The following is a 15,820-nucleotide window of genomic DNA, read 5'->3' on the forward strand; positions in this document are numbered from 1 at the left end:
GTGTGTCCGATGCATTTTGCCCAGCTTCCCCAGGTGGAGGCGGCGGCGGTACCGGCCGATGGCCTTCTGCTGGACGTCCGGGAGGACGACGAGTGGGCGGCCGGGCATGTCGAGGGCGCGCTGCACGTCCCGATGGGTCAGGTCGTGGCGCGGTTCGACGAGCTGACCGCGGCGGCCGGCGAGGGGCGCCGGGTGCATGTGATGTGCCGGGTCGGCGGCCGCTCCGCCCAGGTGACGCAGTATCTGGTCGCGCAAGGGCTGGACGCGGTGAACGTGGACGGCGGGATGCTCGCCTGGGACGCGGCAGGCCGGCCGATGGTGAGCGGCCCCGACGGCACCGCCGAAGGGGCCTTTGTGCTCTAGAAGTTTCCCTACTGATCTTCCCTGCTGATCTTCCCTGCTGATCGGCGGGGCGTGCCTATCAGACCAGGGGGATGGCGATCAGCCGAGGGGGTGGGCGGCGAGGAGTTCGCCCAGCGCCTCCTCATGGGCGGCGGCGGATCCCAGCGACAGCTCCAGCTGCTTGCCCCAGGCGTGATAGCGGTGCAGGGGGTAGTCGGTGACCGCGCCGAAGCCGCCGTGCAGATGCTGGGCGGTCTGGACGACGCGGCGCACGCCCTCGGCGGCCCAGATCTTGGCCACGGCGACATCTCCCGCGATGGGCAGCGCCCCGCTCACCGTGGGCCGCTCCTCGTCCAGGGACAGCCGCCAGGCCGCCTGCCACAGCGTGGCCTCCATGGCCCGTAGATCGATATAGCGGTCGGCGGTCTGCACGGCGACCGACTGGAAGGTGGCGAGCGGGAAGCCGAACTGCTCGCGCTCGCTCACATACGAGCTGGTGAGGTCCAGCACCGCCGACCCGAGGCCCAGCGCGAGGGCGCAGGTGCCGGTGGTGAGGAGGTCGCGCAGCCACTCCCAGGCGCCGTCCGCGGTCAGCACCTCGCGGTCGGCGAGCCGCACCCCGTCCAGCCGGATCTCGGCCTGCCGCTCACCGCTGGTGGAGATCTGCTCCTCGAGGGCGACGCCCTCATGGTCGCGGGGGACCAGGGCGAGGACCGTACCGCCCTCCCCGGTGTGGGCCGGGATCAGCACGCGATCGGCGCCATGGGCCCAGGGGACCGCGGTCTGGACGCCGTCCAGTACCCAGCCCTCGCCGTTCCGCCGTGCCTGGACGGCGAGTTCGGCCGGGCCATGGCCGGTGCGGCCGCTGGAGGCCACGGTGAGGACCAGCTCACCGCAGGCTGCCCGGGGCAGCACATCGGCACACAGCTCGTCCCCGCCGTAGCGCTGCACGGCCAGTGCGGCGGCGCTGGACTCCAGCAGCGGCACCCGGGCCAGCACCCGGCCGCACTCCCGCAGCACCAGGCAGAGGGCGAGCGGGTCCAGGCCCGAGCCGCCGTACCGGGGGCCGAGGGTCAGGCCCAGCAGATCGCCCTCGGCGAGCTTCCGCCACACCGCGCGGTCGAAGTCGTCGGCGACGGCGCCCGCGGTCAGCGCGGGGCTGGGCACGCTGTCCGGCGTGACGGAGGAGAAGACGGCCTTCGCCGCCTCGACGGCCGCCTGCTGCTCCTCGGTGAAGGTGAAGTCCACTGTCCGTACCTCCCGCGCCGCGGCTATATCTGACGACCCGTCAAGATAGAACAGGTTCTACAAGAAGGGAACGCCGGTGCCGCGCCCGGGGGCCCGTCAGCGGTCGAAGTCCAGCTCCACCCGCTCGCCCACCGGGTGGGACTGACAGGCCAGCACATAGCCCGCCGCCACCTCGTCCGGCTCCAGCGCGAAGTTCCGGTCCATTCGCACCTCGCCAGAGACCAGGAAGGCCCGGCAGGTGCCGCAGACCCCGCCCTTGCACGCGTACGGCGCGTCGGACCGGTTGCGCAGCACGGTCTCCAGCAGCGGCTCCCCGTCCTGGACCGGCCAGGTGCCCGAACGTCCGTCCAGGGTCGCCGTGACCGAGCTGTGCGAGGAGGCCAGGGCCGGGCCCGGTATGGGGACGCCCTCGGAGGGGGCCGCGTCCACATGGAAGATCTCCTGATGGACCCGGCCACGGGAGACCCCGAGGCCGCGCAGCGCCCGCTCGGCGGCGCGCACCAGACCGTAGGGCCCGCACAGGAACCAGCCGTCCACCGAGGCGACCGGCAGCAGCGCCGGCAGCAGCCCGGTCAGCCGCTCCTCGTCGAGCCGCCCGGAGACCAGCCCGGCCTGCTGCTCCTCCCGGGAGAGCGCGCACACCAGCTGGAACCGGTCGGGCCAGCGGTCCTTGAGGTCGGCGACCTCCTCCAGGAACATCGTCGAGGCCGCGGTGCGGTCGCTGCGGATCAGGCAGAAGCGCGCCTCGGGCTGCCGGCTGAGCAGTGTGGCGGCGATGGACAGCACGGGGGTGATACCGCTGCCGCCGACGACCGCCGCGAAGTGGCCGGGGCGGGGCTCCAGGACGAAACGGCCGGCCGGGGCCATCACCTCCATGACCTCGCCGACCGCCAGCTCCTTGAGGGCATAGGTCGAGAACTCACCGCCCTCGACCAGCCGCACCCCGATCCGCAGGAACTCCGGGCCCTCCGCGCCCGGGGCCGGGGTGCAGATCGAGTACGTCCGGCGGATCTCCGCGCCGTCGGCGAACCGGCGCACCGCGATGTGCTGCCCCGCCGCGAAGCTGAACGTCTCCCGCAGCGCGGGCGGCACCAGGAGGGTGACCGCCACCGCGTCATCGGTGAGCCGGTCGACCGCCGCCACCCGCAGCGGGTGGAACGCGCCGTGGCGGGGCGTGACCCGCTGCACCGCCTCCGCGGCCATCACAACTCCTTGAAGTGGTCGAACGTTTCGCCGCAGGCCGCGCAGCGGCGCAGTGCCTTGCAGGCGGTGGAGGAGAAGCGGCTGAGCAGCTCGGTCTCGGTCGAGCCGCAGTGCGGACAGCGCACCGCCAGGGCCACCGGAACGGGACCGCCCGCCGTCGCGTCGAGCGGCGCGGGCGGCGCTATGCCGGACTCCGCCAGCTTGCGGCGACCCTCAGCGCTGATCGCGTCCGTCGTCCAGGGCGGGGAGAGGACCGTACGCACGGCGACCTCGGGGACGCCATGGTCATGGAGCACCCGCTCGATATCGGTGGCCATCGACTCCAGCGCCGGGCAGCCGGTGTAGGTGGGGGTCAGCTCGACCTCGACCCGGCCCGGCCCCAGCAGCCGCAGCCCGCGCATCACCCCCAGCTCGGCCAGGGAGACCATCGGCAGTTCCGGGTCCGGCACGGATCCGGCCAGCAGCAACAGCTCCTCCTCCAGCGGGGTGAGGGTGGTGCCGGACGCCGGAGGCGTGGGCGCCGCGGAGGGCCTGGGCGTCACCATGCCGCCCCCGGGTGGCTGCGGTGCAGATGCTGCATCTCGGCGAGCATCCGGCCGAACGGCTCGGTGTGGATGCCCTGACGCCCCGCGCCGGCCGCCCAGCCGCCGCGCCGCGGCCCCTCGGGCACCGCGAGGGTGGCGCGCTCCAGGACCGAGGTGATCCGGGTCAGCCAGGCGTCGTGCAGGGTGGTCCACTCCACCTCGCACCCCTCGACCGGCTCGAAGAGCTCACCGGTGAACCGCCAGAGCACGTCCAGCCCGCGCCGCATCCGCTCATGGCTCTCGTCCGTGCCGTCGCCGAGCCGCAGGGTCCAGTGCTCGGCATGGTCGCGGTGGTAGGCCACCTCTTTGACCGCCTTGGCGGCGAGCGGGGCGAAGGGGCCGGTGCCACGCGCCAGCCGCTCGTACAGCAGCTCCTGGTAGGTGGAGAAGTAGAGCTGACGGGCGATGGTCTGGGCGAAGTCCCCGTTGGGCTGCTCGACCAGCTGGACGTTGCGGAACGCCCGCTCCTCACGCAGATACGCCAGCTCGTCCTCGTCGCCGGCGAGGGAGAGCAGCACCCGGGCCTGGCCGAGCAGGTCGAGGGCGATATTGGCGAGCGCGACCTCCTCCTCCAGCACCGGCGCCTGCCCGGCCCACTCCCCCAGCCGGTGGGAGAGCACCAGCGCGTCGTCGCCCAGGGCGAGGGCCGCGGTCATAGGTGCCGCACCCCCTCCGGGATCGCGTAGAAGGTGGGGTGGCGGTAGGGCTTGTCGGCGGACGGCTCGAAGAACGGATCCCGCTCGTCCGGGGAGGAGGCGGTGATCTCGGCGGACGGCACCACCCAGATCGAGACGCCCTCGGAGCGGCGGGTGTACAGATCCCGTGCGTTCCGCAGAGCCATTTCCGCGTCCGGGGCGTGGAGGGAACCGGCGTGGGTGTGCGACAGTCCGCGCCTGCTGCGGACGAACACCTCCCACAGCGGCCACTCGGCGCTCGGGCTGCCGCTCATGCCTGTGCCTCCCCGTGCTTGGCCGCGTACGCCGCGGCTGCCTCGCGCACCCAGGCGCCTTCCTCATGGGCCCGGCGCCGCTGGGTGATCCGCTGTGCGTTGCACGGCCCGTTTCCCCGCAGCACCTCGCGGAACTCGTCCCAGTCGATCGGGCCGAAGTCGTAATGCCCCCGCTCCTCGCTCCACCGCAGCTCGGGGTCGGGGAGGGTGAGGCCGAGGGATTCGGCCTGGGGGACGCAGATGTCGACGAAGCGCTGGCGCAGCTCGTCATTGGAGTGGCGCTTGATCTTCCAGGCCATGGACTGGGCGGAGTGGGCCGAGGCGTCGTCCGGCGGGCCGAACATCATCAGCGACGGCCACCACCAGCGGTCCACCGCGTCCTGCGCCATGGCGTGCTGGGCCTCGGTGCCCCGGCTCAGGGCCAGCAGCAGCTCGTATCCCTGGCGCTGGTGGAAGGACTCCTCCTTGCAGATGCGGACCATCGCCCGTGCGTAGGGCCCGTAGGAGCAGCGGCACAGCGGAACCTGGTTGGTGATCGCGGCGCCGTCCACCAGCCAGCCGATGGCGCCGACGTCGGCCCAGGTCAGCGTGGGGTAGTTGAAGATCGAGGAGTACTTCTGACGGCCGCTGTGGAGCTTGTCCAGCAGTTCGTCCCGGCTGGTGCCGAGGGTCTCCGCCGCGCTGTAGAGATACAGGCCGTGGCCCGCCTCGTCCTGGACCTTGGCCATCAGGATCGCCTTGCGCCGCAGGGAGGGGGCACGGGTGATCCAGTTCGCCTCCGGCTGCATGCCGATGATCTCGGAGTGGGCGTGCTGCGCCATCTGCCGCACCAGAGTGGCCCGGTACTCATCGGGCATCCAGTCGCGCGGCTCGATGCGCTCGTCCGCGGCCAGGGCGGCGTCGAACACCGCCTCGTACGCTCCCGCGTCCGCCGCCATCGTCGTCATGCGAAGCCCCTCCGCCATTCGTCTCCGCCAACCGGCCAGCCGACCGACCGATCGTTCGGTTCAATGGTGTGCTGAGGAACGTAGGGTGTCAACCCTGTGGATAACGCTGAGGACGCTGTGCCGAGTGGTTCCGCATCGGTACGGTGCCGGGGGCGTGGGGGCCACGGGGCGCGCGGCCGACCGGCGTGCGCGAAGACCTGGACCATCGGGAGCGGGGCGGGGTATGGCGGACACGGAGCCGGAACCGGCCGATGGGGAGCCGACGGGACCGGAGCCGCAGGACGGGGAGCCGACGGGACCGGAACCGAGGGAATCGGAACCGACGGAATCGACGGAATCGGTGCCGGACGGCGACGCGGCGGAACCGCTCACCGCGCTCTCCCTGCCCGCACAGCTGATCATCGCGGTGGCCATCGCGGTCGCCGCCGTCGCCGCCGCGATCCATCTCTCGGCGGCCTTCCTGAACGTCTCACCGCCCAACACCCTGACCAAGCGGCACGGCGCGGCGATAGACGACTACGTCTATCCGGAGTTCGAACGGGTCTGGAAGCTCTTCGCCCCCAACCCGCTTCAGCAGAACATCGCCGTCCAGGCCCGCGCCGAGATCCGCACCCCCGACGGCGGCACCGCGACCACCGGCTGGCGCGACCTCTCGGCCCAGGACGGCGCGGCCATCCACCACAACCCGCTGCCCAGCCACACCCAGCAGAACGAGCTGCGCCGCGGCTGGGAGTTCTACGTCGGCTCGCATGATGTGCGGGAGCGGCCGCAGGGCATGCGCGGCAACCTCTCCGAGCAGTACATCCGCCGGATCGTGATGCTCCGCCTCGGCCGCGAGGAGGACGGCGGCACCGTGGAGCGAATACAGGTGCGCTCCGCGACCACTCCGGTGGCCCCGCCGCCCTGGAGCGACGAGAAGATCGGCACCAGGACGGTCTACCGCACGCTGCCGTGGTGGACCGTGACCTCCGATGACCTCCCGGAGGCGAAGCGCCGGTGACCCCCTCCGCCCGCCTCCAGACCGCCGTGGCCCGTGGCTACACGCGCGTCACCGCGTCCGCGCTCGGCCCCCGGCAGAGCGCCGTCGTGCGCATCGGCTTCTCCTTCACATGGCTGCTCTTCCTGGTGCGCGAATGGCCCAACCGCCGGGAGCTGTACGGGCCGGACGGCCCGTGGAACTGGGACATGGCCGCCCAGCTGATCGACGGCAACCGCGCCTTCACCGCGCTCATGTGGTCCGACAGCACGGTGTGGTTCGAGATCGTCTACGCCCTCGCCATCGTCTCCAGCGCGCTGCTGCTGGTGGGCTGGCGCACCCGCACCATGTCCGTGCTGTTCATGATCGGGGTGCTGTCGCTCCAGAACCGCAGCATCTTCGTGGGGGACGGCGGCGACAATCTCATCCATCTGATGTCGATGTATCTGGTGCTGACCCGGTGCGGGCAGGTGTGGTCCCTGGACGCGCGCCGGGCGGCCCGGCCGGCGGACCGCGAATGGCCGCCGCGCGACACCACCGGAGTCGTGCTGTGGGCCGTCACCGGGACCGCTCTGCTCTGGACGCAGTTGTTCACCGACGCCCGGCTGTTCCTGACCGCCGACGGCCCGCTGCCCGGGCTGGGCTGGGGCACCGTCCTGTGGGGGCTGTGGCTCGTCCAGGCCGGATGGTGGTTCGTCAGGCGTTACGCGCCGGGGGAGCCGCGCACCGTCCTGGACGCGCTCGCCAATGTGGCGCACAACGGCGCCCTGCTGGTGATCATGGCCGAGGTGTGTCTGCTGTACGCCTCGGCCGGCTGGTACAAGGTCCAGGGTTCGCGCTGGCAGGACGGCACCGCCCTCTACTACCCGCTGCATCTGGACTACTTCTCGCCCTGGCCCTGGCTGGCCGACATCATGGCGTCCAGCGGCACCCTGGTGATGGTGCTGACCTACGGCACGGTCATCGTCCAGGTGGCCTTTCCGTTCACCCTGCTCAACCGGCGCGCCAAGAACGCGATGCTCGTCCTGCTGATGATGGAGCACCTCGGCATCGCCGTGATGCTGGGGCTGCCCTTCTTCTCGCTCGCCGTGATCGCCGCGGACTCGGTCTTCCTGCCGACGAACGTCCTGCGCTGGGCCGAGGCGCGGCTGGGCCGGGCCCGGGACCGGCTGGCGGCGCGTGCCGTATGGCTGCCGGGGCAGCGAGCGCGGGAGAGTGACGAGGAAGCCCCCGCAGGCACCCTCGTACGCTGAGGGGATGATCGATGACGAGTCCGCGCGGGCCGTACGGCACTGGCGCGCGACGGCCCCCGACACCGTGCTGCTGGACGGCTTCCACGCGCTGAAGCACGCGCTGCGGTTCGGCGCGGAGGTGCGTGCCGCGGTCACCAGCGACAAGGCGGCCGCCGTGGAACTCGCCGAGGACCTGGCCGACGACCTCACCGAGATGATCGCGGGCCTTCTGGTGGAGGTGGAGGCCGGGACCCTGCGCGAGCTGGTGCCCAGGGTGCACCCCACACGGGTCGCCGCCCTGGCGGTCCGGCGCGACCGCCGGGCGAATCTGGACGAGCTGTCCCGGCGGCCCCGGCAGGCCCCGGTGGTCGTCCTGGACAACCCCCGAAACCTGGGGAACGTCGGGGCCGTGGTCCGGCTCGCCGCCGGGTTCGGGGCCACGGGCGTGGTCACCACCGGCGATATCGACCCCTGGCATCCGAACGCCGTGCGCTCGGGCGCCGGGCTTCACTTCGCCACCGCGGTCGAGCGGCTGCCGGGCGACGCGCTTCCGGAGGGGCCGCTGTACGCCCTGGACCCGGAGGGGGAGGACATCCGGTCCCTGACCATCCCCGATGACGCGCTGCTCGCCTTCGGCTCGGAGCGGCACGGGATCTCGCCGGAGCTGCGCAAGCGGGCCACGAGGCTGGTGGCCCTTCCCATGCGGCCACAGGTGTCCAGCTACAACCTGGCCACCAGCGTGGCCATGGCCCTCTTCCACTGGGGCGGCCCCGCCTAGGCCACGTCCGGGCGGGGCGTGCGCGAGCACGCCCCGCCCACTGGGCCCGTTACTCCGCCGGGCGGCGGACCTCGACCATCCGGAAGCGGCCGGCCACGAACGCCCCGTCGCACAGCGCGGCGTTGGCCGACGGGTTGCCGCCCGTGCCGTGGAAGTCCGAGAAGGCCGCGGTCTGGTTCACATACACCCCGCCGGTCAGATTGAGCGACAGCTGGGCGCACTCCTCCAGACACGCCTCCTCGATCAGCCGCTCCGCCTCCGGCGAGGTGGTGTACGCACCGACCGTCATCGCGCCCTTGTCCCGGGTGGTCCGGCGCAGCAGCGCGACCGCGTCCTCCGTGGAGGCGACGGCGACGGCGAAGGAGACCGGGCCGAAGCACTCGGCCAGATAGGGCGCGTCCGCGTCCGCCCCCTCCCAGAACTTCCGCGCGCCGTCCGCCTTGACCATCAGTGGCGTGCGGACCGTGGCGCCAGGGAAGTCGGGGTGGGTCACCGTGCGGGAGGCCAGGGCGACCGCGCCCAGGCCGGGGGCGGCCTCCAGCCGCTCCTGGACCCGCGGGCCCACGATCGCGCCGAGCAGTGCGCTCGCCCGTGCGTCGTCGCCCAGCAGCCCGTCCACCGCCGCCGCCAGGTCGGTCACCACCTCGTCATAGGTCTTGGGACCGGCGTCGGTGGTGATGCCGTCGCGGGGGATCAGCAGATTCTGCGGGGTGGTGCACATCTGGCCGCTGTAGAGGGACAGGGAGAACGCCAGATTGGCGAGCATGCCCTGGTAGTCGTCGGTGGAGTCGATCAACACCGTGTTGACCCCCGCCTTCTCCGTGAAGACCTGGGCCTGGCGGGCGTGGGTCTCCAGCCAGTCGCCGAAGGCGGTGGACCCCGTGTAGTCGATGACGCGGATCTCGGGGCGGACGGCGAGGACCTTGGCGATCCCCTCGTCCGGCCGCTCGGCGGCCAGCGCCACCAGATCGGGGCTGAACCCCGCCTCCTTCAGCACCTCGCGCGCCACCTGGACCGTCAGCGCCAGCGGCAGCACGGCCTGGGGGTGCGGCTTGACCAGCACCGGATTGCCGGTGGCGAGCGAGGCGAAGAGCCCCGGATAGCCGTTCCACGTCGGGAAGGTGTTGCAGCCGATCAGCAGGGCGATACCGCGCGGGACGGCCGTGAATGTCTTGCGCAGGCGCAGCGGGTCGCGCTTGCCCTGCGGCTTGGACCAGTCCGCGGCGCCCGGAGTGCGGGTCTGCTCGGCGAACGCGTACGCGACCGCCTCCAGGCCGCGGTCCTGGGCGTGGGGGCCGCCGGCCTGGAACGCCATCATGTACGCCTGTCCGCTGGTGTGCATGACGGCCTGGGCGAACTCATGCGACCTGGCGCCGATCCGGGCCAGGATCTCCAGGCACACCATGGCCCGCGTCTCGGGACCGGCATCCCGCCAGGCGGGCATCCCCGCCCGCATCGCCGGGAGGAGCACCTCGATGTCCGGACGCGGATACTCCATGCCCATCTCCGCTCCGAACGGAGAGACCTCGGAGCCCGTCCAGCCGTCGGTGCCCGGCTGGTCCAGCTCGAAGCGCTTGCCGCGCAGCGCCTCGAATGCCGCCTGGCCCTCGGCGACGCTCAGGCTCGGGCGCCCGCCCTGGCCCTCGCCGCCGTAGGCCTTCGGGTGCTCGGGGTGCGGGGACCAATAGGCGCGGGTACGGATCGCCTCCAGGGCCTGGTCGAGGGTGGGGCGGTGCTCTTGCGTCAACTGCGCGGTGGTGAGTGCGGCGGTCACGACTGACCAACTCCTCGTCGAGCTGGGGCTGGGCTGGAATGGGCGACAGGGTTAGAGTAACCGAACGATCGGTCGGGACAAGAGGGCCTGGCGAACCTGTGGACAACTTCGTCGAAAAGGATCTGCGGCATGACTGCGATCGACCGTGGGACCGACCGCGCGGGCCTCGTCGCCGTCGTCGGCACCGGCACGATGGGCCAGGGGATCGCACAGGTGGCGCTGGCCGCGGGCCATCCGGTGCGGCTCTACGACGCCGCGCCCGGCCGGGCCTTCCGGGCCGCCGACGCCATCGCGGACCGGCTCGGCCGGCTGGTCGCCAAGGAGCGCCTCACCGCCGCCGACCGCGACGCCGCCCTCGGCCGGCTCGCCCCCGTCGCCGACCTCGCGGACCTGGCCGAGGCGGAGCTGGTGGTCGAGGCGATCCTGGAGGAACTCGACGCCAAGCAGCAGCTGTTCACCGCACTGGAGTCGGTGGTCTCCGACGGCTGTCTGCTCGCCACCAACACCTCCTCCCTCTCCGTCACCGCCGTCGCGGGCGTCCTGCGCCGCCCCGGCCGCCTCCTCGGTCTGCACTTCTTCAATCCGGCCCCGCTGATGCCGCTGGTCGAGGTGGTGCGCGGCGCCGCCACGGATGAGGCCGCCGCCGACCGTGCCCAGGCCACCGTCGCGGCCTGGGGAAAGACCCCGGTGCGCTGCGCCGACACCCCAGGGTTCATCGTCAACCGGATCGCCCGCCCCTTCTACGCCGAGGCGTTCCGGGCGTACGAGGAGCGCGTAGCCGACCCCGCCACCCTGGACGCCGTGCTGCGCGAGTCCGGCGGCTTCAGAATGGGCCCCTTCGAGCTCACCGACCTGATCGGCCAGGACGTGAACGAGGCCGTCACCCGATCCGTCTGGGAAGCGCTGTTCCACGATCCGAAATTCACCCCGTCCCTCGCCCAGCGGCAGCTCGTCGCCTCCGGGCGGCACGGACGCAAGACGGGCCACGGCTGGTACGACCACGCCGAGGGCGCCGGGCGGCCCGCCCCGCACACCGCGGAGCCGTGCGAGCCGCCCGGCAAGGTCGCCCTCCATGGCGGCCTGGGGCCCGCGCAAGGACTGGTCGGCCTCATCGAGGAGGCGGGCATCCCGGTGACCCGCGAGCCCGCCGGGGCCCATCTCGCTCTGCCCGACGGCACCCGCCTGTCCCTGACCGACGGTACGACCGCCACCGACGACCCCTTCGCCGCGTCGGTCCGCTTCGACCTGGCGCTGGACTACCGCACCGCCACCCGCGTCGCCCTGGCACCGTCCACAGCCGCCCCCGAGGAGTCCCTGCGGTCCGCGGTCGGCCTGTTCCAGGCGCTCGGTAAGGAGGTCAGCGTGGTCCAGGACGTCCCCGGCATGGTCGTGGCCCGCACGGTCGCGATGCTCGTGGACTTCGCCGAGGACGCCGTCGCCCGCGGGGTGGCGAGCCCCGAGGACATCGACACCGCCATGCTGACCGGCGTCAACTACCCGCGCGGGCCGCTGGCCTGGGGGCGCGCGCTCGGCGCCCGCTGGGTGCGCGACACCCTGCGCAACCTCCACCACGCCTGTCCGACCGGCCGCTACGCCCCTTCCCAGGCGCTGATCCGGCGTGCGGCCGCCGATGAGAAGCTGCTCTAATCATGACCATGGCCAAGCGCGACACCTACACGCCCGAATCGCTGCTCGCGGTCGCCGTGGAGGTGTTCAACGAGCGCGGCTACGACGGCACTTCCATGGAGCATCTGTCCCGGGCCGCCGGGATCTCCAAGTCCTCCATCTACCACCATGTGAAGGGCAAGGAGGAGCTGCTCAGGCTGGCCATAAGCCGGGCCCTGGACGGGCTGTTCGGCATCCTCCGGGAACCAGCCGCGCGCGAGGGACGGGCGATCGAGCGGCTGGAGCACGTGGCCCGGCGCACCGCCGAGGTGCTGATGGAGGAGCTGCCCTACGTCACGCTGCTGCTACGCGTCCGGGGCAACACGGACACCGAGCGGTGGGCCATGGAGCGGCGCCGGGAGTTCGACCACCAGGTGGCCGAGCTGCTCAAGCAGGCGGCGGCCGACGGCGACCTGCGGTCCGACGTGGACGCCCGGCTGGCGACCCGGCTGCTCTTCGGCATGATCAACTCCATTGTGGAGTGGTACCGGCCGGGCCGCGGCGGGGCCGCGACCTCCCATGAGGTGGCCGAGGCCGTGATCCGTACGGCCTTCGCGGGCCTGCGCACCCAGACCTGACGCGCGACGCACGCAGGGCGCGACGCCCGCACCCGGTCCTGGAGCGCCACACCCGCGCCCGGCCCTGCTGCCCCCGCTACGGCTCCGAGTCCAGGTCCGTCTCCTCGAAGACCAGCAGCGTCCGGGTGCTCAGCACCTCCGGTATGGCCTGGATCCGGGTGAGGACCAGCTCGCGCAGCGAGCGGTTGTCCTCGGTGTGCACCAGCAGCAGCACATCGAAGTCCCCGCTGACCAGGGCGATGTGAGTGGCCCCGGGGAGCTGCCGGAGCTCTTCGCGCACGGTGCGCCAGGAGTTCTGGACGATCTTCAGCGTGATGTACGCGGACGCGCCCTGCCCGGCCCGCTCCTGGTCCACCCGGGCGGTGAAGCCGCGGATCACTCCGTCGTCGATCAGGCGGTTGATCCGGGCGTAGGCGTTGGCGCGGGAGACGTGCACCTGCTCGGCCACGGAGCGTATCGAGGCGCGGCCGTCCATTTGGAGCAGACGCAGGATGTCGCGGTCGATGGAGTCCAGCGGGCGCGCCGGGGGTTTGCCGTCCGGATTGGCCATCTGTTCGCCCGGCATATCGTCCCGCCTCCCCTTCATGGACGTCCTGTCTTCATCTCAGGGGCTGCAGAACCGTTTGTCCACAGGCTTGGGTCGCCTGTAGCCAAAATGCGTCAACGACCGAACAATCGGTAGGGGAGGGCGATGCCGCCCCGGCACGCCCGCCCTCCCGCCGTACGCCACGCCCAGGAGGTCGCACCATGACGGTCCTTGAGCAGCCCGGTGCCTACCGGCCCACTCCCCCGCCCGGCTGGCAGCCCCGCGTCGACGCCGCGCCGCTGCTGCCCGACGCGGAGCCGTACCGCCTGCTGGGCACCGCCGCTGCCGCCGGCATCTCCTCCGAGCTGCTGACCCGGCTCCACCGCGAGCTGGTGCGCGGCCGCCGGTACAACACGCAGGCCACCGCCCTCACCCGGCAGGGCCGGCTGGCCGTCTACCCCTCCTCCACCGGGCAGGAAGCCTGCCAGGTCGCGGCCGGGCTGGTGCTGGAGGACCGCGACTGGCTCTTCCCCAGCTATCGCGACACCCTGGCCGCCGTGGTCCGCGGGCTCGACCCCGTCGACGCCCTGACCCTGCTGCGCGGCGACTGGCACTCCGGGTACGCCCCCCACACCCACCGCGTCGCCCCGCTGTGCACCCCGCTGGCCACCCAGCTGCCCCATGCCGTCGGCCTCGCCCACGCCGCCCGCCTCAAGGGCGACGATGTGGTGGCCCTCGCCCTGGTCGGCGACGGCGGCACCAGCGAGGGCGACTTCCACGAGGCCCTCAACTTCGCGGCCGTCTGGCACGCCCCGGTCGTCTTCCTCGTCCAGAACAACGGCTTCGCGATCTCCGTCCCGCTCGCCAAGCAGACCGCCGCTCCCTCCCTCGCCCACAAGGCGGTCGGATACGGGATGCCCGGCCGGCTCGTCGACGGCAATGACGCGGCCGCCGTCCACGAGGTCCTGGCGGAGGCGGTGCGCCGGGCCCGCGGTGGAGGCGGCCCCACCCTGGTCGAGGCGGTCACCTACCGCATCGAGGCGCACACCAACGCCGACGACGCCACCCGCTACCGCCCCGACTCCGAGGTCGAGGCATGGCGCGCCCACGACCCGATAGCGCTCCTGGAGGAGGCCATGCGGGACCGCCATCTGCTGGACGACGAGGGGGCCCGGGCCGCGCGGGAGTCCGCGGAGCGGCTCGCCGCCGATCTGCGGACGCGGATGCACCAGGACCCGGTCCTCGACCCCATGGCGCTCTTCGAGCACGTCTACGCCGACCGGACCAGCCAGCTGCGCGAGCAGGCGGCCCAGCTGCGCGCCGAGCTCGACGCCGAGGCCGCGGACGCCGGGAAGGGGGAGCGATGACCACCGCCGTCGGGGTCGACACCGCCCGTAAGCCCGCCACCATGGCCCAGGCCCTCGGCCGCGCGCTGCGCGACGCCATGGCCGCCGACCCGTCCGTCCATGTCCTCGGTGAGGACGTGGGCACCCTGGGCGGCGTCTTCCGCATCACCGACGGGCTCGCCGAGGAGTTCGGCGACGACCGCTGCACGGACACGCCGCTGGCCGAGGCGGGGATCCTCGGCACCGCGGTGGGCATGGCGATGTACGGGCTGCGGCCGGTGGTCGAGATGCAGTTCGACGCCTTCGCCTACCCGTCCTTCGAGCAGCTCATCAGCCATGTCTCGCGGATGCGCAACCGCACCCGGGGTGCGATGCCCATGCCCATCACCGTGCGGGTCCCCTACGGGGGCGGCATCGGCGGTGTCGAGCACCACAGCGACTCCTCCGAGATCTACTACATGGCCACCCCCGGCCTCCATGTCGTCGCCCCCGCGACCGTCGCCGACGCCTATGGACTGCTGCGCGCCGCCATCGCCTCCGACGACCCCGTGATCTTCCTGGAGCCCAAGCGGCTGTACTGGTCCAAGGCCGACTGGTCGGCCGACGCCCCCGAGCAGGTGCCGCCCATCGGACGCGCGGTGGTGCGCGTGCCCGGCAGCGGCGGCCGGCGCAGCGCCACCTTGATCTCCTACGGCCCCTCCGTGCCGGTGTGCCTCGAAGCCGCCGAGGCGGCCCGGGCCGAGGGCTGGGATCTGGAGGTCGTCGATCTGCGCTCGCTCGTCCCCTTCGACGACGAGACGGTGTGCGCCTCCGTGCGCCGCACCGGCCGCGCGGTCGTCGTCCACGAGTCCACGGGCTTCGGCGGGCCCGGTGGGGAGATCGCCGCCCGGGTCACCGAGCGCTGCTTCCACCATCTGGAGGCGCCCGTGCTGCGGGTCGCCGGGTTCGACATCCCCTACCCGCCGCCCATGCTGGAGCGGCACCATCTCCCCGGGGTGGACCGGGTGCTGGACGCGGTCGCCCGGCTGCAGTGGGAGTCGGAGTGGACCGAGGGGAGCGCGGTCTGATGGCTGTCGTAAGGGAGTTCACCCTGCCCGATCTGGGCGAGGGGCTGACCGGCGCCGAGATCGTGCGCTGGCTGGTCCAGGTCGGCGATGTGGTCGCGGTCGACCAGCCGGTGGTCGAGGTCGAGACGGCCAAGGCGATGGTGGATGTGCCGTGCCCCTACGGCGGTGTGGTGACGGCCCGTTACGGCGAGGAGGGCGCGGAGGTGCCGGTCGGCGCGCCGCTGATCACGGTCGCCGTGCCCGAGGGCTCGGACGTCGGGTCCGGTCCGCCGGTCACCGAGAGCGCGATCGACGGCGCGTCGGGCAATGTGCTGGTCGGCTATGGCACGGCCGGTCCCGCCGCGCGGCGCCGTCGCGTTCGGCCCTCCCCCGGGGCGCCGCGCGAGATGTCCACGGCCCCTGGCGGACCGCTGCCCGAGACGGCGGCGGCCCCCGCCCCGCCCGTGCGCGAGACGGTGACGGCTCCCGCCAGGCCGGTGGGCGAGACGGTGGCGGCCCCCGCCAGGCCGGTGGGCGAGACGGTGGCGGCCCCCGCCGGGCCCCTTCCGGTGATCTCGCCCCTGGTGCGGCGGCTGGCCCGGGAGCACGATGTCGATCTGCGGCAG

At 72.7% G+C, this 15,820-nt stretch carries 17 protein-coding genes; 9 read left to right on the forward strand and 8 right to left on the reverse strand.

The window, feature by feature from the left end; all coding sequences use genetic code 11:
• Positions 1-9: 9 nt before the first annotated feature.
• The gene (locus GWI24_RS10780; protein WP_210945684.1) at positions 10-363 is read left to right on the forward strand and encodes a rhodanese-like domain-containing protein; all 354 of its coding nucleotides are present in this window, start codon (positions 10-12) and stop codon (positions 361-363) included.
• A 78-nt stretch (positions 364-441) separates the two neighbouring features.
• On the opposite strand, the gene GWI24_RS10785 is transcribed toward GWI24_RS10780, so the two are convergent.
• The 6 genes from GWI24_RS10785 to paaA all read right to left on the reverse strand — a co-directional run bounded on the left by GWI24_RS10785 (position 442) and on the right by paaA (position 5,273).
• Positions 442-1,590: an acyl-CoA dehydrogenase family protein gene (locus tag GWI24_RS10785; RefSeq protein WP_210945685.1), complete on the reverse strand. Its 1,149-nt coding sequence runs from the start codon at positions 1,588-1,590 to the stop codon at positions 442-444.
• A gap of 96 nt (positions 1,591-1,686) precedes the next feature.
• Entirely contained in the window at positions 1,687-2,793 is a 1,107-nt protein-coding gene (locus GWI24_RS10790) for a 2Fe-2S iron-sulfur cluster-binding protein (RefSeq protein ID WP_210945686.1), read from the reverse strand.
• Positions 2,793-3,338, reverse strand: a complete 546-nt coding sequence (paaD, locus tag GWI24_RS10795) for a 1,2-phenylacetyl-CoA epoxidase subunit PaaD (RefSeq protein WP_210945687.1) — start codon at positions 3,336-3,338, stop codon at positions 2,793-2,795. The genes GWI24_RS10790 and paaD overlap by 1 nt, the downstream gene beginning before the upstream one ends.
• A complete protein-coding gene (gene paaC / locus GWI24_RS10800) occupies positions 3,332-4,033 on the reverse strand; it encodes a 1,2-phenylacetyl-CoA epoxidase subunit PaaC (protein WP_210945688.1) in 702 nt (233 codons plus the stop codon). Before paaC ends, paaD begins: the two co-directional genes overlap by 7 nt.
• Positions 4,030-4,326, reverse strand: coding sequence for a 1,2-phenylacetyl-CoA epoxidase subunit PaaB (gene paaB / locus GWI24_RS10805; RefSeq protein ID WP_046088802.1), 297 nt, complete (start codon positions 4,324-4,326; stop codon positions 4,030-4,032). Before paaB ends, paaC begins: the two co-directional genes overlap by 4 nt.
• Positions 4,323-5,273: a 1,2-phenylacetyl-CoA epoxidase subunit PaaA gene (paaA, locus tag GWI24_RS10810; protein ID WP_138914775.1), complete on the reverse strand. Its 951-nt coding sequence runs from the start codon at positions 5,271-5,273 to the stop codon at positions 4,323-4,325. The genes paaB and paaA overlap by 4 nt, the downstream gene beginning before the upstream one ends.
• 223 nt (positions 5,274-5,496) lie before the next feature.
• Between paaA and GWI24_RS10815 the strand changes: the two genes are divergently transcribed.
• The 3 genes from GWI24_RS10815 to GWI24_RS10825 are packed head-to-tail and all read left to right on the forward strand — an operon-like array spanning position 5,497 to position 8,259.
• Complete coding sequence (locus tag GWI24_RS10815) at positions 5,497-6,273, forward strand: DUF5819 family protein (RefSeq protein WP_210945689.1); 777 nt, start codon at positions 5,497-5,499, stop codon at positions 6,271-6,273.
• Positions 6,270-7,502 carry an HTTM domain-containing protein gene (locus GWI24_RS10820; protein WP_210945690.1) on the forward strand — a complete coding sequence of 411 codons (1,233 nt, stop codon included), beginning with the start codon at positions 6,270-6,272 and terminating at the stop codon, positions 7,500-7,502. The genes GWI24_RS10815 and GWI24_RS10820 overlap by 4 nt, the downstream gene beginning before the upstream one ends.
• Positions 7,503-7,506: 4 nt before the next feature.
• Entirely contained in the window at positions 7,507-8,259 is a 753-nt protein-coding gene (locus GWI24_RS10825) for an RNA methyltransferase (protein ID WP_210945691.1), read from the forward strand.
• Between the two features lie 49 nt (positions 8,260-8,308).
• Here the strand turns inward: GWI24_RS10825 and paaN are convergent, their stop codons facing one another.
• Positions 8,309-10,033, reverse strand: a complete 1,725-nt coding sequence (gene paaN / locus GWI24_RS10830; protein ID WP_210945692.1) for a phenylacetic acid degradation protein PaaN — start codon at positions 10,031-10,033, stop codon at positions 8,309-8,311.
• A 129-nt stretch (positions 10,034-10,162) separates the two neighbouring features.
• On the opposite strand from paaN, the gene GWI24_RS10835 reads away from it, so the two are divergent.
• Entirely contained in the window at positions 10,163-11,680 is a 1,518-nt protein-coding gene (locus GWI24_RS10835) for a 3-hydroxyacyl-CoA dehydrogenase (RefSeq protein WP_210945693.1), read from the forward strand.
• 2 nt (positions 11,681-11,682) lie between these two features.
• Positions 11,683-12,276 carry a TetR/AcrR family transcriptional regulator gene (locus GWI24_RS10840; protein WP_201854194.1) on the forward strand — a complete coding sequence of 198 codons (594 nt, stop codon included), beginning with the start codon at positions 11,683-11,685 and terminating at the stop codon, positions 12,274-12,276.
• A gap of 76 nt (positions 12,277-12,352) precedes the next feature.
• Here the strand turns inward: GWI24_RS10840 and GWI24_RS10845 are convergent, their stop codons facing one another.
• Entirely contained in the window at positions 12,353-12,841 is a 489-nt protein-coding gene (locus GWI24_RS10845) for an Lrp/AsnC family transcriptional regulator (RefSeq protein WP_210945694.1), read from the reverse strand.
• A 182-nt stretch (positions 12,842-13,023) separates the two neighbouring features.
• Between GWI24_RS10845 and pdhA the strand changes: the two genes are divergently transcribed.
• The 3 genes from pdhA to GWI24_RS10860 all read left to right on the forward strand — a co-directional run.
• Positions 13,024-14,169 carry a pyruvate dehydrogenase (acetyl-transferring) E1 component subunit alpha gene (pdhA, locus tag GWI24_RS10850; RefSeq protein WP_210945695.1) on the forward strand — a complete coding sequence of 382 codons (1,146 nt, stop codon included), beginning with the start codon at positions 13,024-13,026 and terminating at the stop codon, positions 14,167-14,169.
• Complete coding sequence (locus GWI24_RS10855; protein ID WP_210945696.1) at positions 14,166-15,215, forward strand: alpha-ketoacid dehydrogenase subunit beta; 1,050 nt, start codon at positions 14,166-14,168, stop codon at positions 15,213-15,215. The genes pdhA and GWI24_RS10855 overlap by 4 nt, the downstream gene beginning before the upstream one ends.
• Positions 15,215-15,820: biotin/lipoyl-containing protein (locus tag GWI24_RS10860; RefSeq protein WP_308343608.1), on the forward strand; the 606-nt coding region annotated here is incomplete at its 3' end. The genes GWI24_RS10855 and GWI24_RS10860, both read left to right, overlap by 1 nt.

The organism is Streptomyces sp. MK37H (genome assembly GCF_018035285.1).
Classification (GTDB): domain Bacteria; phylum Actinomycetota; class Actinomycetes; order Streptomycetales; family Streptomycetaceae; genus Streptomyces; species Streptomyces endocoffeicus.